This is a genomic window from Chitinophaga sp., assembly GCF_039596155.1.
GTDB lineage: Bacteria > Bacteroidota > Bacteroidia > Chitinophagales > Chitinophagaceae > Chitinophaga.
Map to the genome: position 1 here is coordinate 70,374 of NZ_JBCNKF010000018.1, position 17,894 is coordinate 88,267.

Consider the following 17,894-nt stretch of genomic DNA (forward strand, 5'->3'; position numbering starts at 1 on the left):
AAAAGAGGCTGTATCGTACTTATGATGCAGCCTCTTTATTTTTTGAACGTAATGATTTTACCGGGGGAGAAATTCATTTACTTTTTTAATACAAGATCTTCTCTTGCAGCCCAGTTGTTGATATCCTGTTTACTCAGTGCTGCGGCCATCATATCGGGAAACTTATCCGGCGTACATGCAAATACAGGGATTCCCAGATTGGATAGGAACTGTGCATTTTCATGATCATAATATGGAGCGCCATCATCATTCAATGCAAGTAATACAATTACCTGCACACCAGCAGCCACCAGTTCTGCCGCACGCTTACGCATACGATCATTGCTGCCGCCTTCAAATAGATCAGTAATTAAAACAAGTACGGTATCTGCAGGTCTTGTAATAATCTGCTGGCAGTAATTTAATGCTAACTGTATATCCGTACCACCACCTAACTGCACACCGAACAACAGATCAACAGGGTCTTTCAGTTCTTCTGTAAGATCTGCTACTGACGTATCGAATACGACCATCTTTGTTTTGATAGCGGGAATAGATGCCATCACAGATCCAAAGATGCCGGAGTATACAACTGATGTTCCCATAGAACCACTTTGGTCCAGGCATAGCACAACGTCTTTTAATGCTGTTGTTTTACGACCATAACCAATGCGTGTTTCAGGAATGATAGTTTTATACTCAGGCTGATAATGGCGCAGGTTCTTTAAAATGGTTGCATGCCAGTTAATTTCGTTATGCTTAGGACGGCGGTTACGAATGCTGCGATGCAGACTACCTGTAATAGCTTGTTGTGTAGGTTGTGTAAGCTTCTTTAATAACTCTTCAACTACACGGCGAACTACTTGCCTGGCAGTATCTTTTGTTTTATCGGGAATAGCATGACGTAATGTTAGTAATGTTGCTACCAGGTGTACATCTGGTTCTACATTTTCCAGCATCTCTTTTTCAAAGAGCATCTGCGTGATGTTTAGCCTTTGCAATGCGTCGCGTTGCATAACTTGTACTACCGAGGCAGGGAAAAATGTACGGATATCGCCTAACCAACGGCTGACGTTAGGAGAGGAGGGACCTAGTCCGCCTTTCTTTTCGCTATCGTAGAGGGCTTCGAGGGTCTGATCCATTTTCAGTTCATCGCCGGCAAGGCTGAAGCCGGTGCCATCTGCTTCCTTACCTCCGAGTACGAGACGCCATTTATGTAAGTTGTCCATGAAGTTTCTTTTAAAGGCAATTAATTTATAGTTGAATGCCCAGCATTTTCATTACAACCGGAATACCTTTTTCTGCTCGTGTTGTATCGAATTGCACATCGATACCAAATGATGCCGTGCTACCAGTTGTGATACCATTTTTAGCTTTCTCACCCAGTTTCCTTCTTTCAGGTTTACTAAACCCGGAAAATGTTCTCCGCAGTAAAGGTAGCAACTGTGTAAATGTATCCTGTTCCAGCTGGTTCATCCAGTTGTTTACAACTGTCCACAAATCATTGTCTACTAACAATAAGGTACCACTTCCTTTCAGAAATCCTTCCAGCCACGCCGCAGCAACTGCTGGAGGATTGGCAGTAGACATAGCATAACTGAATGTCTTCACCAGTTCAGCACCTGTAATGGTTCTGTGATCAGAAAGTAAGCGGGTGGCATATCCTGCTATAACAGGAGAGGTGTTAGTATTATGCGCGATATGAGATAATGTATGTGTCCATTGTGTAGAAAGATCGTCCTGTTGTAATAACAGGATGGCATCGTTCATATTGTAAAACAGCTCCAGCAGCTGCTGTGCGGCATCTTCTGCCAGGCTGGTACACGCAGCTGGTAAGCTGATACAGATACGCGTAATCATTCCGTTGATGATCTCTTCTACAAGGGCCGCATCTGTTTTACGCACGTTACCATATCTGCTGATCTGAACAAGGTTGGGTAATACAGTCATCAACTGCATCACATCGCCGGTAGCGGCTGCAAGGTTATTGATCTGCCGGATCAACAGATCAATCGCTGCATCCAGCTCTGCGGGAATGGCGCTTTCAAGCAGGGTACAAACTTCTTTCAGGTTAGAGGCTGACTGTGCACGATATTTTACATAACTATTTGTTGCCTCTTCTACCGTGTTGCCCCAGCTTCCCCTTTCGATGATATCGATAGACAGGGATGGGTCCCATTGTAAACGCCATTGTTCTTTGAATGTACCTTTGCCGGATACATCGTAACGATCTCCCCACTTAATTCCCAGCAATTCAAGACGATGTAAAAATATACTTCGTTCAAGGTCATTTTCTTTTCTGAGATCCAGCGTGTAATCTTTGAAATCCGCGGTCTGTGGTAAGCGGAGTTTCTTTTGCTGTTTTTCAATATCGGTCTGCAATGGCGGACGGGGTACATCCATGGGTACTTCCCCGATCTTATCACTGACGATCAGGGCTTTCTCAATCAGTTTAATGAGAATGTCCTCACCATTGCATAGTACACTCAGTGTAGCCTCATTCAATTCTTCCAAACCAGCTCTTGGTAATCTGCGCAGGGCAGCCAAAGCATTGGCCAGACGAACGGCTTCCATTACATGTGCAACAGAAATGTCTTTTTGTTCTTCTCTGAACAGTCTTGCTACACGTGCCATCCAGCGGGTACCATCATCAGCCGGATGGTGCCAGAGATGTTCGTACCAACCCGGAGAATTGATGCCAGCACCATAACCGCTGTTGTAACTCAACCGGTTATATGTCCATGGTACCCATGATACGGCTGTTTTTACTTTGGGTAATCCTTTCAGCAGGTCATTGTCTTCTTTTGCTTTTGGCATGTGTTTGAGTGCGGGTGCGTGCCATGCACCACATATTACAGCGATCTCTGTGTACATTTCTTTTTCTGCCTGCCGGATGGTTTTACGCATCCATGCTTCACGCAATTGTTCTTCTCTGTCGTATGGCAAAGGCAGCTCCGTACGTAAGGCATGCATGCCTTCGGTAATGGCATCAAATACCTGTTCTTCATCCTGCCTGTATTCAAACTCATGTTCCCACCAGGTTTCTTCTTCTTCAAAACCAGCGGCGGCGGCAAGCCATGCGATGGGATTACGTTTCACTATCTCCGTATCAGGCACAATAGCCATATTATTATTCAGCGAAGAGTCAGCTGCCGGCTGATGGCGTAGTTCAAACTGATGTGCCATTGGCAGATCCATAAATTTGACCGGGATCTTATTCTGGCGTGCATATAGAATGGCCTGCCATTCCGGGGAGAATTCCGAAAAGGGGTAGAATACAGCCTTTTTAGGATCGTCTGGCTGGAATACGAGAATAGCTACCGGGGGCTTCAATTCATCGTGCCCCACCCATTCCAGTATGCCATCAGCATCCGGGGGACCTTCTACCAGCACAATGTCTGGTTTGATTTTTTCCAGGGCGGCACGAACTCTTCTGGCAGAACCAGGGCCATGGTGCCGTATGCCCAGTATATGAATTGACATATTACGTGTTTACAGGTCCCGGAATGCCCGGTAAATATCTTTCCACTCGTCTCTTGTTTTGATGACAGTCTCGAGGTATTCCTGCCATACAATTTTATCCTGCACGGGGTCTTTAATTACAGCACCGATAATACCGGCTGCCAGATCGGCTGCTTTGAGGGCACCATCACCAAAGTAAGCCGCCATTGCCAGACCATTGTTTACTACTGAAATGGCTTCGGCAGTGCTCAGTGTACCACTCGGAACTTTGATCTTGGTTTTTCCATCGGCGGTGATACCACTCCGCAGTTCGCGGAAGATGGTTACGATACGGCGGATTTCTTCGAGTGCCGGTTTTTCGGCAGGGAGGTCCATTACCTTTTCGTAGCTCTCTACTCTTCTTCTCACAATATCGATTTCCTCTTCCATGTTATCAGGAACAGGTAGAATAACAGTGTTGAAACGGCGTTTTAAGGCGCTGGAAAGGTCATTTACACCTTTGTCCCTGTTATTGGCCGTAGCAATTAGATTGAAGCCTTTTTGGGCCATTACTTCGCTGCTGAGCTCAGGAATCGGAAGTGTTTTTTCTGAAAGGATGGTGATGAGGGTATCCTGTACATCTGCACCGATACGGGTCAGTTCTTCGATACGTGCGATCTTGCCATCTTTCATGGCACGCATTACAGGCGTTTCCACGATAGCGCCAGTAGTAGGACCTTCGGCCAGCAGCCGGGCATAATTCCAGCCATAGCGGATAGCTTCTTCACCGGTACCGGCGGTACCCTGTACGATCAGGGTAGAGTCGCCACTGATAGCTGCCGCCAGGTGTTCACTTACCCAGCTTTTAGCAGTACCAGGCAGGCCATATAATAGTAAAGCACGATCGGTTGTCAGGGTAGCTACTGCGATTTCCATGAGACGGCGGTTACCGATGTACTTTGGTTGTATTTCAAATCCATTTTTCAGTTTACCCCCCATGAGGTAAGTAACTACGGCCTGTGGGGATAGCTTCCACATATAAGGACGCTTTTCAGTATCCTGCTTTTGCAGTTCTTCCAGTTCCTGAGCGAACAGTTGTTCGGCATGTTGACGTAAAATGTTGGACATTTTTATCTGCTTAAAAAGGTGATCATTTTGTATTTGAGAAAGCTTTATTGATGGCTGCCTTGCAGGTCAATAATCTTTTGATGTGTTCCGATGTGTTCTTCCACGTCGCCTGATAGGCAGGGAGTTCAGGGGTGAAGCTTTCCAGTTCACCGCCGATCGATAAGGGGATGTTCTGCACCTGTTTGTCAAAGAAATTGCGATTGTACTGGTAAGGATTTTTTGCAATCCATCTGAATAATTCCCTGGTAACAGGCAGGCTCCATTCATAATTACGTTCGCTGAGGAAGCGGATCATAAACTGAGGTTCTTTTTCAAAGAATCTGAGTACATAAGCTTCCTGTTCGTGAACGGGTAGTGCTTCGAGTGCATCTTTGAAGAAGTCTTTACTTTCTTTCAGGATCAGTTGTAACCATTCCTGGTCTTTGAAGCGGATAGCAGCTAAGCCCAATGCCTGTATGAATTGTTGAGTGAGCTCTGTATTGTTGAAATAGGAGAGTACGCCCTTTTTATCTGTTTGCAGATAACCTTCCCACCATACCGGGGGAACATAGGTCGTGAGCTGATAGAGAATGAAAGCGTCGTCACTCACGCTTTTGGAGCTGCTCAATAACTGTATCCCTGAATCCGCAATCCGTTTATCAGAGGGAAGTTGCAATGAAATATCCAGCGACTTTTTATTCAGCAATCCTTTTTTAGCGGGGATAATGCTTTGTTGCAGTAGTTGCCAATAGGCCTGAATGATAGCAGACGTTGGTAATTGCTTGAGCAGGGTCCAGGCTTCGTCTTTTACTTTTGAACTTTTGTCTGTGAGTAGTGTTTCCAGCCAGGGAACATCTTCTTCATTTGCATTGATTTGCAATATTTTCAGAAGTTCGGCACGGGTAGCCGCGTTTTCCAGCGGCCAGGTCTGTTGCAGCCATTCTCTGGCCAGTGCAGGATCATCCTGTCTCAGGGAAGAGAGTACCTGTTTACGTTCTTCAAGAGAGCCGGTCTGCCAGCGTTCTGCTGCCGTATCTGACCTTTTGAAAGCCCATGCAGGATTGAACTGGCCGAGCCATTCGCCTCTTTTCCCACAAACGATGATCGCCAGATTTCGCCATTGTTTTTCCTTGATAGACATATCCAGCAGGGTAGGAATAAACTCAGGAGGGGCCAGTTGCTGAGCGGCAGCGCAGGCTTCCATCCAATAGAGGATGAGCGCCTGAAGACCCATATCAATGGCGGTGTATAAGGCCTGCCATGCAGCAGGACTACAATAAGGAAGTATTTCTTCAGGAGCAGCTTCCAGTGAAACGCTGCTATCCTGTAGTGAAGTGACACCGCTCTGGCGGTAGTTGAGCGCCAGGGCGGCCAGGTGTAGAAACTGTGTTTCCACATCCAGAGATTTATCTCCCAGTACGGTATCTGCCACAGCGGATAGTGCAGGGGGAAGATCGTCTTTGCGTAGTTGCTTTTTGCCTGTTCCTAACAGGACGGTGTTAACAATATTATTCCACATAAGTTTTTGTCCCGCGGTTACAATAGTTTATAAGAGCCGTTATGCCAGGCGCCTAAAGGTTCATATTGTTGTTCTTTTCCGAGCAGCGCCATTTTCAATGGCTTCCCACCACTCAGGGCGAGGAGCCTCCAGATGTTTGAGTAGCCGGTTTTCAGTGGCATCAGTCGTTCTTCCTGGTCTTTGAGCCACCATTGCAGATTATGTTGTACAGGGGTGAGTTGCTGTACGATGTAGGGTCTTTCACTGCGCACGGGCATCTGTTCGTACAGTGCCGTTTCGGTATCTGTAACCTGGGCCCATCCTTCCATACCTGTAACTTCGGGCAGGGAGATATTGGAGACAGGAAATTTGATGATGGCTCTGAGTGGTGTGGGAGAGGGGAAGAATACGAGTTCCCCCTGTAGCGCAATGCCGGGCGTAATGAGCACTTCAGGTCTTGACTGGTTTTTTACAAAAAACTGCAGAACCAGTGCGGATTTTTTGCATTGTTGTCCATACAGCCAGTAGCGCTCTGTGATCAGGTTCTCTTCTTCAGTGGTTTGTTTGCTCAGTACCAGCCAGTTGTCTTTGATACCTGTCTGCTGTTTGAGTGCTTCCTGATTCTGCGTAAAACCGATGAGAGTGCGAAGTTCCTGTTGTAAGGGTTCTTCCAGGTTTTCGCTTTGAGTATATCCCTGTACCACGAGGTAGATGCGCAGTAGCTGATCAAGAAACGAGATTTGCCAGCCATCGCTGAAGAAGTTGGTTTCGCCCAAGGCGCGTACCATGCCTGCCAGGCCGGGGGCTTGTGCATCGACCATTCTTCTGGCCATATTTTCCCAGTAGGCGTCTCCTTTTTCCGGGATCTGCAGCAGGCCATGCCGAACAATATCTTTTATCCAGCGCATAAGTTCTGCGATGCCATCGGCTACCTTTTGCTGGCGAGCCTGTAGTCTTTTTGCCTGTGCATTTTCGTCTACCGGTTTCTCTGTTTTCCCGACTTTTTTTTCAGCGCGTTTAGATAGCCATTCATCTACCCAGGCCGGAGGTGTATGGTCGGTGAAGGTATCTTTTTGCCGGGCATACAGGAGCATGAGTCCAATACCATGCTTGCAGGGAAATTTGCGACTGGGGCAGCTACATTTGAAGGCAACGTTTACGATGTCTACCTGGGTCTGATACGGTTTGCTCCCGCTACCCTGGCATTCTCCCCATAAGGCGTCCGTGTTGACGCCTTTGCTTACCCATTTTCCCGGACTTGCCAATGCAGCTCCCGCTTTACGGGAAGCGTCGTCCGGGGCTAAACCTATTACATGTTCTTCTGTCAGGAGCAATGGAGTAAATATTATGTTTACACAAAAATGAGCGAATAGAGCCGGACGTAGATCATAGCGATATAAGCCAGCAGGATGACTGCATTCAGTACAAGCAGCCAGTTGTAATCAATAACGGAGTATTTCTTTTTGATCACCAGGATGATGAGGGTGAGCAGTCCTGCGAAGAGCAGCGCAGGTGCAATCAGGGTGAGTTTATTTGGGATGACGAAGTGGGAATTTTCCAATCTTTTACTCCAGGGTTGTTCGCCTGTAATAAAAGGGAGTGCGCCGACAAATACGATAATGACAAATAAACGGATGGCCGATTTTGCTGCAATTTTGCTGATCTTAAGAGCCCTTGTTTCCTTTTCCATGATTGATGAATTAGCGGTCACTAAGTTCGGGATTTCGTATTTAAAATCAATATCAAATGGATAAGTGTTCCTACTAATAAGCTCAGTACGCTGAGGAATGTCATCCAGGTATTTTCACTGGCAAATCCACCGAGAAAGAGCCAGCAGAAAAAGTAGATGTGAAACCATGCTGGCACCAGCCAGGTAATGAAGGGCAGATGGAATAGTTTTCGTTTCATTTTAATGATCCCTATTGCTGTTAGTACCGCAAAGAAAAGGAGGGTAAATACCAGCTTATCTGCGCTCAGGATATTAAAATGATTTTTCAGGAAAAAAGATATGGGGAAAAGGGTGACATATAGTGCTACTTGTGAAATGAGGATGGCGAGTATGGGAATAGCTATTTTCCAGATGCGGGTTTTTTCCAGGTACCGGGAAAATATAGAGTAGAAGAATACAACGCAGAGCCAGCCGTAAAAATTACCCCATGGTACGCCGAAATATTGCGCGGTGAGGGCTACGGATGGATTGATGATGGTTTCCCAGTTCCAGTGCCACATATGGAGGCGGTAAGCGACAACGTCCATGCTCCAGTCGATGCTGAGGGCAAGGAGTGCTTCCATGGCGGCTGCCGGCCAGGTGGGTAGTTGCATGCTTTCGGTGATGAGGCGGGAGGTATACATGATGATACCCCAGCCGGCGCCAATGCCTACAGGTATGTCCCGGATCATGAGGAGGAAGTGCCCATATTTATAACCGGCGTTCGCGCGTACATTGATGTATTCCAGCAGAAGGCCAAAGCCAAAGCCACCGAGCAGGTAAGCCAGTTTGGAGACACCTTGTTTATAAGCGTGCCAAAGGCAGATTAAAAAAAGAATGTACATGCATATCTCGGTAAGGGGATAGCAGTATGCGGGGGGATAGCCGTAGGGCATATCGGCAAATGGACGGTTCATGTATATCAAAAATTTGGATGGCCAGCGGCCAAAAGCTTATAGTTCTTTATTCATGTACGAAGTCTTTTTGGTATCTCCCGAAAACACATAAACCACGAGAGAAATAAAAACGCAGATGGTCACATACCAGTAATACCAGGATTCATGCCCTATCTTCTTACAGTACAATGCGATATATTCGGCAGTACCACCAAAGACTGCCACTGTCAATGCATAGGGTAAGCCCACACCTAAAGCGCGTACTTTCGAGGGAAATAGTTCAGCTTTTACCACTGCATTGATAGAAGTATACCCGCTCACGATCAGCAACGCGGATAGTAACAAGAGAAAAGCGGTTGTCTCGGTATCCGCATGACTTACCGCAGTCAGGATAGGTACTGTAAATAGGGTACCGGCTACCCCAAAGGTAATCAGTAAAGGTTTCCTTCCTATCTTATCACTCAGCAGTCCGCAAAGTGGTTGTATGCAGGCATAAATGAGCATGAGCCAGAAGGTAAGTACGGTTGATCTTTCTTTTGTAAGGTGTACCGTATTTACCAGGAATTTCTGCATATAGGTGGTGTAGGTATAAAACGCTAAAGTACCGCCCATTGTCAATCCTACCACTGTGAGGATAGCTCTTGGATGCTCATTGAATAATACTTTCAGTGAGCCGCGTTTTTCGTCTCCTTTTTTTACAGAGATTGTCTCTTCCATATGGCGGCGGATGATGAGTGCGAAAAGGGAGAGCAGGGCGCCGATCACAAAGGGGATACGCCATCCCCAGGCATGCAGCTGATCGGGGGTAAGAAATACTTTTTGTAATAATAATTGCACTCCCAGGGCAACGAGTTGTCCACCTATGAGAGTTACATATTGAAAGCTGGAGTAGAATCCTCTTTTATCAGGTGTGGCAATCTCGCTAAGATAGGTAGCAGAAGTACCATATTCTCCGCCTACACTCAGTCCTTGCAGGAGTCTTGCAAGCAATAATAATACGGGGGAAAATAAACCGGCAGTCTGATAAGTAGGGGCAATGGCTATAAGCAGGCTACCCAATGACATCAGCAACACTGACAATGTCATAGCAGTTTTGCGACCCGTACGATCAGCAATAGTCCCAAAGAGCCAACCACCTACCGGGCGCATGAGAAAACCTACGGCGAAGATGGCGGCGGTATCGAGTAGCTGAGCAGTAGGATTCCCTTTGGGAAAAAAGGAGGGAGCAAAGTAAATTGCAAATGCAGCATAGGCATACCAGTCGTACCATTCGACGAGGTTGCCGACAGAACCGGTAAAGATAGCCCTGATGCGAAGAAGCGTGGTCATTGGTCCCTTGTGCGAGTCGATAATCATAAAGTGGTGTAAGGTGGATCGTAAAAATAAGGCTTATATTGCTGTACACTAGCATTAAAATATAAAGAGTCATATACATGGATGCAATCACAAAAGCGAAGAAAGCTGCCGGCGAAAAAGCGGCTGCTTTGGTACAACCAGGTATGCTGGTAGGATTGGGAACGGGATCTACCGCATACTGGGCGATCGAAAAGATTGGTCAGATGGTGAAGGAAGGGTTAAATATTCAGGCAGTGGCTACTTCCATCGCTTCGGAAAAGCAGGCCCTGGCGCTGGGGATACCCATCACATCGTTCAGCGAGATCCAGCAGCTGGACCTGGATATTGATGGAGCAGATGAAATCAGTGAGGAAGGACAACTGATAAAAGGTGGTGGCGGGTCACTGCTCAGGGAAAAAATTGTGGCACTGGCGAGCAGGCACCGTGTGATAGTAGGTGACGAAAGAAAATATGTAAAGACGCTTGGAAAGTTTCCATTACCGATAGAAGTCGTACCTTTTGGTTGGGAACTGGTATTCAAAACACTGCAGGCCCTGCAGGGGTATCCAACACTCAGAACGAAAGACGATCAGCCATATATCACAGACAACAGCAATTACATTATAGATTGTTCATTTGGGGTGATCCGGGAACCGGAGCTGCTCCATCAACAATTAAAAGCGCTGACTGGCGTTGTAGAAACAGGACTGTTCCTGAATCTAAAACCCACTGTGATTATTGCCTATGAAAATGGAGATGTAAAAACCATTTGAGGGAACGGATCGTCAGACCATTGAAAAACCTACATCTTTATGCTATACACAACTATTGTCGCTATCTGGCTGGCTTCAGAGATCTTTCTGAACCGCATTTTCCGTTCTGGTCCACAGGAAAAACAGAAAGCAGACAGAAAATCATTGCTCTGGATCTGGGTAACGATTATGGCGACGCTACCGCTGGGATCTTATGTAGCGGAACATACAGCTGCCCCGATCACGAGCTATGTTTATTTTCCTAAGATAGGAATAGCCCTGATTGTATCAGGCATGTTGTTCCGGTTCTATTCGATCTATACGCTGGGACATTACTTTACGGTAGATGTAACGATCCGGGAAGATCATCGGATAGTACAACATGGTGTGTATAAATACTTGCGGCATCCTTCTTACCTGGGATCACTGGTATCTTTTATAGGCAATGGTATTGCGATGAATAATTACATTGCTTTTGTGATAACCGTATTGCCTGTCTCTGCTGCATTTTTGTACAGGATGTATATAGAAGAACGGGTATTGATCAATAACTTCGGAGAGGAGTACCGGATTTACAGACAGAAAACGTATCGTTTGATTCCTTTTATATTCTGAGTATATTCGGGTATACATGATGTTAACCTGCGAATATAAAAAATGCATTTCTTTTCCTGACGGACAAGTCTAACGAACCACTATCCCGGCATTTCAACAACTTTTTAGCTGGAACCAGGGATCTGGGAGATGGTCTTTATATTATTTCATCAGAAGGAAGATGCGCGCTGCCTGCTGCTATCACAGCCAATAAGCATTTATCTTTAACTATGATATGCTGGCAGCGCTTGATTACGTGGCTATTCCGGAAGATGTAATTCCGGGAAATAATCATTTCATGGATAAACAGTAATGGGTTAACAAAAGAAATTATTCGGCAGACTTTTTCTGTATCAGAAAGCTTACAGGTAAACCGATGCCTCCGAATATAGAGATCAAACGAATATAAACAGGGGAGAAGTCATGTCTGGGGGGCGGATCAATATAATATGCCAGCAATGCGCAGTACCGACCCCAATCAGAATGAGCGAATTTCTAAGATCCTGAAAGCATTGTTTATTTTTAAAGTCAGGCACGGTACCTTTTTCTATCATGTACATTCTTTCTTTGTTAGTAAGGTATCTGATAGCAAATAAAAATATCAGCACACCTACACCTAACAGAATTGTTCCTGTATTCATAAAGCTCGGCTTCTTCCGCATCTTCTCTGTTCTTCTGCATTCTTATAATAAATGAAAACAGCACATTACTGTACAACTGCATCGTCATGCCGCGGCTATTGCCAACAGGAAGGAGTAACTGCGAATCTGTAATAGTTATTACGATGATAGTAAATGCCTGGTATTTTCCACAAGCATTTTACATCATGGAGGGAAGACCTAATAAGGGGTATAAAAACAGATATAATGTACTGTTTTTTCTTTTCTATTTATCGGCTTTATTGCCTTACTTTGATAAAATCCTGATGGCATGAAGTATACAACCTTTATTCAGCCGAAAGAGGCGCTGGAGAATTTGCATGATTCCAATTTCCTTTTTGTTGATTGCAGTTATTCCCTGGCAGATAAAAAGTGGGGTGTAGAAGAATATAAAAAAGCACACATTCCGGGTGCGGTATATGCAGATCTGCATTTTGACCTGTCTGGAGAAATTATAGCTGGGAAAACCAGTCGCCATCCGTTACCCAGAAAAGAGGCTTTGGTAAAGACCTTTTCTAAGCTGGGCATTGATGAAAACACGCAGGTGGTGGTGTATGATGCGACAGCTGGTTTTATGGCAGCCGCCAGAATGTGGTGGTTACTGCGTTGGGCCGGGCATGAAAAGGTCGCTGTATTGAATGGAGGAAAGGGGGTGTGGGCTGCACAGGGGTATCCATTGACGGCTGATATTATGCCATTGCAACCCAGGCAGTTTGTTCCGCATTTTGATGATAGTATGCTTGCTTCTGTAAATGAAGTAATGGCTGCAATAGAAGCGGGTAATACCTGTCTGATCGATAGCAGAACGGCTGACAGATATGCAGGTCAGAATGAAACGATCGATCCTGTAGCGGGTCATATTCCTACTGCTATTTCCAAGCCGTTTAATGCGCAGATAGGAGCAGAAGGTGTGGCTGCACCGGAGGTATACAAAGCGCATTTTAAAGAAGAATTTGCGAAAGGCAATGTGGTGTTCTATTGTGGTTCTGGTGTAACGGCGGCGTACAATGTATTGCTGTCAGTATATGCTGGGTATCCTATTCCTAAACTGTATGCAGGTTCGTGGAGTGAATGGATTACGGATCCTAAACGTCCTGTAGCATAAATTAAAACAACAAGATATGGTCATTATTGCGAAGATCTTTGTAGGCCTGGTCGCGCTCGAGCATCTGTACATTTTGTGGATGGAGATGTTTGCGTGGGAGACGGCAGGCAGGCGAACTTTTAAACAATTGCCTGCTGAGCTGTTTAAGCCTACGAAAGGGCTGGCAGCGAACCAGGGGTTGTACAATGGCTTCCTGTCAGCCGGGTTGATCTGGTCTTTCTTTATCAGTGATCCGGAATGGCAGAAGAACATAGCTGTGTTCTTTTTGAGCTGTGTGGTAATCGCTGGTATTTATGGTGCGCTGACGGCGACGAAGAAGATTTTCTTTGTACAGGGCTTGCCGGCATTGATCGGATTGATACTTACTTTGTTGGCGTAAAAATGTATTTTTGGTGTCACTATGAAAAATGTAAGCAAAGATTTCAATCCGACCATCAATCAGTCGTTCTACATAACGCGTAATTTATTGATTACGAACCTTAAAAAACACTTTAAGGTGCTTCATGGCCGTATGTTGGACTTTGGTTGCGGTAGCAAACCCTATAAGCCCCTGATTAACGTAGATGAATATATAGGTGTAGATTTTCAGGGCGAGGGGCATAGTCATGAGAATGAGCAGATAGATGTGTTTTACGATGGTTTGACATTGCCGCTGGAGGACAATTCGTTTGACAGTGTATTGTCGACAGAAGTATTTGAGCATGTGTTCAATCTTGAGGATATGATTTCTGAGCTGCACAGGGTGATGAAACCGGGTGGTACTATACTGATTACAATGCCGTTTCTGATCGCTGAGCACGAGGCTCCGAATGATTGCAGCCGTTATACTTCATATGGTTTAAAGAGCTTGCTGGAGCGTAAAGGATTTGAGATCGTGTATTACGAAAAACTGGGTACATCTGTTCAGACGCAGGCACAGATCAGGATGTCGTATATGGATAGTTCTATATTGTCTAAGTTGAACTTTTTCCCGCCATTGAGAAAGCTGGTAACGAATGTTACTATTTCTTTGATGAATATCTGGGTGATGGTGTTGAACGGGATTTTGCCTAAACGATATGATGCGTTTTTGAATCACATTGTTGTCTGTAAGAAGAAGTAAGCTACTGATATAAGGGCCATCTGAAAAGATGGCCTTTTAAATTTTAGGAAGGATCCTTTTGTAGGTAGCAAATGGGAAGAATTAGTGTTGTTATAGGGTGGTATTGGTTAGGGGGATGAGGAAGGATATATTGAAGAGATGTTGGATGGATATGTTGTAAACAAGGTGTTGGTTGTTGTTTTGAATTGCGGGGGCTTAATATTAAGAAATGGGATTTGAATTGGGGAAAGGAGGTAATTGAATCGGGATTGGGATATACAAGCGTCGAAGAAGCATCGAACAAGCATCGAACAAGCGTCGAAGAAGCATCGAAGAAGCATCGAACAAGCATCGAACAAGCATCGAACAAGCGGCGAATAAGCATCGAACAAGCGGCGAACAAGCATCGAACAAGCGGCGAACAAAAGGGGTCCTTGATATGGGCTTTATGGGCATAAAAAAAAGCGACTACTTTCGTAATCGCTTTTTTTGTGGTGAGGGCCGGAATCGAACCGGCGACACAAGGATTTTCAGTCCTTTGCTCTACCAACTGAGCTACCACACCAACTCTTTACTCACGTCCTTCTCTCGAAGGGAGTGCAAAGATAACAAAATATGAATTTAAAATCCAAATATTATTCTAAGAAATTATTGCAGTTGCGCGAATTTCTTCCAGAATGCCTGTCCATAGTGCATTTCGCTGTTCCAATGCTTCGCGGCAGGCGATAGCTGCTGCTTCCCATTTACTGGTATCTGTACCGCAAAGCTCCTGTACCATTTCCATTCCAAGGTGGCTATGGTGGTCACCATCCACTTCAATATGGCGTTCCAGATAGTATTTAAACAGGCTGATCTGTCCTGGGAATTGCTTGTCCAGATCGTTTACCAATGCTACGAACATATCTGGGATGAGGTCTTCACGGCCAAAGGTGAAGACAGCGGCCTGCACATAGATCGGTGCTTTTTCGATCAGGTCAAATGTATGTTGAACGAAAGCTTTTGCAGCAGGAGGGAAGGTATTGATCACATCAGCAAGGGCTACACCTTTTTGCAGAGACAGCAGGGCTTTTTCCATTACGGAAGTATCGGCACCCACCTGTTTCATGGCGTCCAGGTATAGTTCGAAATGGCTTACACGCTTGCCGTCCGGATCGATGTCACTCTCTTCTCCGGTTACGATCTCATTGATTAGAAAGCGGGTAGCTGCGCTTCCTACAGGTACCCATGGCAGGTTGGTACAGGTAAGGTTGCGTTGCAGTGATTTCAGGAGTGACATGAAATCCCATACAGCGAAGATATGGTACTGCATAAAAGACCTGATGTCTTCCATGCGTTGCATTTCATGATATAACGGATGCTGAATAATTTTCTCCCGTACAGGCGCAATGGCGGCCCTGATCAAATCATGTCCCATAATTGTTTTTTTAGTTCCCGTATACAACAAGGAACTTAATACGCATCAATTTCAATTGTTCAATGGTGTAGTCGCTGTCGATAAGTTCTTCGCGGGCCAGTGCCAGACTGGAGGTCTCGCAGCCTTTGAAGTATTCCATGATCTCGTCCTGGGCGTAGTCGTCCAGTTCTTCGTCAAGGCAATAGTCAAGATTGAGCTTGGTACCGCTTGCCACAATGGTTTCCATTTCATCCAGCAATTGGGGAATAGTGAGTTCCTTGTTGCGGGCAATGGTTTCCAGCGGCATTTTTTTATCGATATTCTGGATAATGAATACTTTCAGACCACTTTTGTTTACAACGCTTTTCATGACGAAATCGTCCGGTTTGACGATATCATTTTCCTCTACGTATTTAGAGATGACATCGACGAACTGTTTGCCATAGCGAATTGCTTTTCCTTTGCTCACACCCTGGATCTTTTCCAGTTCCTGTACGGTAGTGGGGTACTGGGTAGCCATATCCTCGAGGGAGGTTTCAAGGAAGATAACAAAAGGAGGTAAGTTTTTTTCTTTTGCTACTTTTTTGCGCAGTTCTTTTAGCATTTCGAAGAGTACGGGATCGGCGGAGGCCTGGGCTTCGGCTGCTACTTCGTCTTCTTCATTGCCTTCTTCTTCAAATTGGTGGTTGAGTGAGACCATGATAGAGTAAGGTGTCTTGAGGAACTTTTTACCCTTATCAGTGATCTTTAGCAGGCCATATTCTTCGATATCTTTGGCTATCAGGTCTTCCAGCATCATTTGACGGATGAGGGAGTTCCAGAAGTGCGCATCGAATTCTTTACCCTCGCCGAACACTTCCAGCTGGTTGTGACCATAGGTGGTGATCTGCGGGTTAATCTTGCCAGTGATAATATTGACAACGTAGTCGGTGCCAAAGCGCTCTTCCAGGGACTGGATGGCTTTGAGAACAATAACTACGCGGTTCTTTACTTCAATTTTCTCTTTTGGATTGCGGCAGTTGTCGCAGGCGCCATTACATTGACCTTCTTCGTACTTCTCTCCGAAGTAGTGGAGGATCACTTTTCGACGGCAGGCGGAGCTTTCAGCGTAGGCAACGGTTTCGTTGATGAGCTGGGCGCCCATTTCCCTTTCGCTGAGTGGCTTGTCGCGCATCAGGTGTTCCAGTTTCTGTACGTCCTTGTAGGAGTAGAAGCAGACACAGATACCTTCCAGTCCATCACGACCGGCGCGGCCGGTTTCCTGGTAATAGTTTTCCAGGCTCTTGGGAATGTTGTAGTGTATAACGAAGCGAACATCTGGTTTATCGATACCCATACCGAAGGCGATGGTGGCTACGATCACTTCACATTCTTCGTGCAGGAACATGTCCTGACGTTGAGCGCGGGTGCCGGCATCCAGACCTGCATGATAAGCTACTGCTTTAATATTATTAGCGGTGAGCATATCTGCCAGTTCTTCGGTGGTTTTACGGTTCAGTGTATAAATGATCCCGCTTTTACCTTTATGCTGGTGAATAAACTTAACGATTTCGCGAATGGTTTGTTCTTTCTTCCTTTTCGGGCGGATTTCGTAATAGAGATTTGGCCTGTTAAAAGAGGAGAGGTATACCTCGGGATTGCGAAGGCCCAGGTTTTTGACAATATCGCTTTGTACTTTAGGAGTCGCGGTAGCGGTAAGGGCAATGATTGGCAGATCGGCATTGATCATTTCAATCATTTCCTTGAGGCGGCGATATTCGGGGCGGAAGTCATGGCCCCACTCCGAGATACAGTGGGCTTCGTCCACTGCTATAAAAGAGATGTCCAGTTCCTTGAAAAACTCCAGGTTTTCAGCCTTGGTCAATGTTTCCGGTGCTACGTATAACATTTTGGTTTTTCCGGAGAGGAGATCGGTTCTTACTTTCTTGATTTGAGCTTTAGAAAGGGTAGAGTTCAGAAAATGCGCTACATTATCCTTGCTACTGTAGGAGCGAACTAGATCTACCTGGTTTTTCATTAAAGCTATGAGCGGAGAGACGATCAGAGCACATCCTGGACTCATTAATGCCGGAAGCTGATAGCAAAGGGATTTCCCTCCGCCGGTTGGCATAATGACAAAAGTATCTTTGCGGGCAAGAATGCTTTTAATGATAATTTCCTGATTCCCTTTAAAAGAATCGAATCCAAAATGTTCCCGTAATGCATCTATCAAACTTACCTTTACAACAGCCATTGCATTCAAAATTTAAAACAAATAAACTCTAAAGAAAGTAACAAATTATGGATATTGTTTATGTGTTTTTTAGGGGACACGAAGTTAACTAAAATTGCATTGACCCCCAATTA

At 45.4% G+C, this 17,894-nt stretch carries 15 protein-coding genes and 1 tRNA gene; 5 read left to right on the plus strand and 11 right to left on the minus strand.

Annotated elements, in window-relative coordinates; translation table 11 throughout:
• Positions 1 to 77: 77 nt before the first annotated feature.
• Genes ABDW33_RS17995 through ABDW33_RS18030 form a run of 8 tightly spaced genes read right to left on the minus strand, consistent with a single transcriptional unit; the run spans position 78 to position 9,985 of the window.
• Positions 78 to 1,208 (minus strand): VWA domain-containing protein, encoded by a 1,131-nt coding sequence (locus ABDW33_RS17995; protein WP_343691473.1) that lies wholly within the window; start codon positions 1,206 to 1,208, stop codon positions 78 to 80.
• A gap of 25 nt (positions 1,209 to 1,233) precedes the next feature.
• On the minus strand, positions 1,234 to 3,462 hold the full coding sequence (locus tag ABDW33_RS18000; protein WP_343691474.1) for a DUF5682 family protein: 2,229 nt from the start codon (positions 3,460 to 3,462) through the stop codon (positions 1,234 to 1,236).
• 9 nt (positions 3,463 to 3,471) lie between these two features.
• A complete protein-coding gene (locus ABDW33_RS18005) occupies positions 3,472 to 4,548 on the minus strand; it encodes an AAA family ATPase (RefSeq protein ID WP_343691475.1) in 1,077 nt (358 codons plus the stop codon).
• A 22-nt stretch (positions 4,549 to 4,570) separates the two neighbouring features.
• Positions 4,571 to 6,046: a DUF5691 domain-containing protein gene (locus tag ABDW33_RS18010; RefSeq protein WP_343691476.1), complete on the minus strand. Its 1,476-nt coding sequence runs from the start codon at positions 6,044 to 6,046 to the stop codon at positions 4,571 to 4,573.
• A gap of 17 nt (positions 6,047 to 6,063) precedes the next feature.
• Positions 6,064 to 7,359 carry an SWIM zinc finger family protein gene (locus ABDW33_RS18015; RefSeq protein ID WP_343691477.1) on the minus strand — a complete coding sequence of 432 codons (1,296 nt, stop codon included), beginning with the start codon at positions 7,357 to 7,359 and terminating at the stop codon, positions 6,064 to 6,066.
• 17 nt (positions 7,360 to 7,376) lie between these two features.
• Positions 7,377 to 7,715: a hypothetical protein gene (locus tag ABDW33_RS18020; protein WP_343691478.1), complete on the minus strand. Its 339-nt coding sequence runs from the start codon at positions 7,713 to 7,715 to the stop codon at positions 7,377 to 7,379.
• A gap of 20 nt (positions 7,716 to 7,735) precedes the next feature.
• The gene (locus ABDW33_RS18025; protein ID WP_343691479.1) at positions 7,736 to 8,650 is read right to left on the minus strand and encodes a carotenoid biosynthesis protein; all 915 of its coding nucleotides are present in this window, start codon (positions 8,648 to 8,650) and stop codon (positions 7,736 to 7,738) included.
• A 36-nt stretch (positions 8,651 to 8,686) separates the two neighbouring features.
• A complete protein-coding gene (locus tag ABDW33_RS18030; RefSeq protein ID WP_343691480.1) occupies positions 8,687 to 9,985 on the minus strand; it encodes an MFS transporter in 1,299 nt (432 codons plus the stop codon).
• 77 nt (positions 9,986 to 10,062) lie between these two features.
• Between ABDW33_RS18030 and rpiA the strand changes: the two genes are divergently transcribed.
• The 5 genes from rpiA (at position 10,063) to ABDW33_RS18055 (ending at position 14,176) form a co-directional block, all read left to right on the plus strand.
• Entirely contained in the window at positions 10,063 to 10,737 is a 675-nt protein-coding gene (rpiA, locus tag ABDW33_RS18035) for a ribose-5-phosphate isomerase RpiA (RefSeq protein ID WP_343691481.1), read from the plus strand.
• A 39-nt stretch (positions 10,738 to 10,776) separates the two neighbouring features.
• Positions 10,777 to 11,331, plus strand: a complete 555-nt coding sequence (locus ABDW33_RS18040; RefSeq protein WP_343691482.1) for an isoprenylcysteine carboxylmethyltransferase family protein — start codon at positions 10,777 to 10,779, stop codon at positions 11,329 to 11,331.
• A 909-nt stretch (positions 11,332 to 12,240) separates the two neighbouring features.
• Entirely contained in the window at positions 12,241 to 13,074 is an 834-nt protein-coding gene (locus ABDW33_RS18045) for a sulfurtransferase (protein ID WP_343691483.1), read from the plus strand.
• 16 nt (positions 13,075 to 13,090) lie between these two features.
• Positions 13,091 to 13,453 (plus strand): DUF1304 domain-containing protein, encoded by a 363-nt coding sequence (locus tag ABDW33_RS18050; protein ID WP_343691484.1) that lies wholly within the window; start codon positions 13,091 to 13,093, stop codon positions 13,451 to 13,453.
• Positions 13,454 to 13,474: 21 nt separating this feature from the next.
• Complete coding sequence (locus tag ABDW33_RS18055) at positions 13,475 to 14,176, plus strand: class I SAM-dependent methyltransferase (protein ID WP_343691485.1); 702 nt, start codon at positions 13,475 to 13,477, stop codon at positions 14,174 to 14,176.
• Between the two features lie 471 nt (positions 14,177 to 14,647).
• Here the strand turns inward: ABDW33_RS18055 and ABDW33_RS18060 are convergent.
• From ABDW33_RS18060 to recQ, 3 genes are all read right to left on the minus strand, one after another.
• A tRNA-Phe gene (locus ABDW33_RS18060) sits at positions 14,648 to 14,720 on the minus strand.
• A gap of 75 nt (positions 14,721 to 14,795) precedes the next feature.
• A complete protein-coding gene (locus tag ABDW33_RS18065; protein WP_343691486.1) occupies positions 14,796 to 15,569 on the minus strand; it encodes a DUF3050 domain-containing protein in 774 nt (257 codons plus the stop codon).
• 10 nt (positions 15,570 to 15,579) lie between these two features.
• Positions 15,580 to 17,781 carry a DNA helicase RecQ gene (recQ, locus tag ABDW33_RS18070; protein WP_343691487.1) on the minus strand — a complete coding sequence of 734 codons (2,202 nt, stop codon included), beginning with the start codon at positions 17,779 to 17,781 and terminating at the stop codon, positions 15,580 to 15,582.
• Positions 17,782 to 17,894 lie beyond the last annotated feature (113 nt).

Coding starts and splice junctions, on each gene's coding strand:
- ABDW33_RS17995 (WP_343691473.1), bottom strand. CDS start 1,208: ATGGACAACTTACATAAATGGCGTCTCGTACTCGGAGGTAAGGAAGCA.
- ABDW33_RS18000 (WP_343691474.1), bottom strand. CDS start 3,462: ATGTCAATTCATATACTGGGCATACGGCACCATGGCCCTGGTTCTGCC.
- ABDW33_RS18005 (WP_343691475.1), bottom strand. CDS start 4,548: ATGTCCAACATTTTACGTCAACATGCCGAACAACTGTTCGCTCAGGAA.
- ABDW33_RS18010 (WP_343691476.1), bottom strand. CDS start 6,046: ATGTGGAATAATATTGTTAACACCGTCCTGTTAGGAACAGGCAAAAAG.
- ABDW33_RS18020 (WP_343691478.1), bottom strand. CDS start 7,715: ATGGAAAAGGAAACAAGGGCTCTTAAGATCAGCAAAATTGCAGCAAAA.
- ABDW33_RS18025 (WP_343691479.1), bottom strand. CDS start 8,650: ATGAACCGTCCATTTGCCGATATGCCCTACGGCTATCCCCCCGCATAC.
- ABDW33_RS18030 (WP_343691480.1), bottom strand. CDS start 9,985: ATGATTATCGACTCGCACAAGGGACCAATGACCACGCTTCTTCGCATC.
- rpiA (WP_343691481.1), top strand. CDS start 10,063: ATGGATGCAATCACAAAAGCGAAGAAAGCTGCCGGCGAAAAAGCGGCT.
- ABDW33_RS18040 (WP_343691482.1), top strand. CDS start 10,777: ATGCTATACACAACTATTGTCGCTATCTGGCTGGCTTCAGAGATCTTT.
- ABDW33_RS18045 (WP_343691483.1), top strand. CDS start 12,241: ATGAAGTATACAACCTTTATTCAGCCGAAAGAGGCGCTGGAGAATTTG.
- ABDW33_RS18050 (WP_343691484.1), top strand. CDS start 13,091: ATGGTCATTATTGCGAAGATCTTTGTAGGCCTGGTCGCGCTCGAGCAT.
- ABDW33_RS18055 (WP_343691485.1), top strand. CDS start 13,475: ATGAAAAATGTAAGCAAAGATTTCAATCCGACCATCAATCAGTCGTTC.
- ABDW33_RS18065 (WP_343691486.1), bottom strand. CDS start 15,569: ATGGGACATGATTTGATCAGGGCCGCCATTGCGCCTGTACGGGAGAAA.
- recQ (WP_343691487.1), bottom strand. CDS start 17,781: ATGGCTGTTGTAAAGGTAAGTTTGATAGATGCATTACGGGAACATTTT.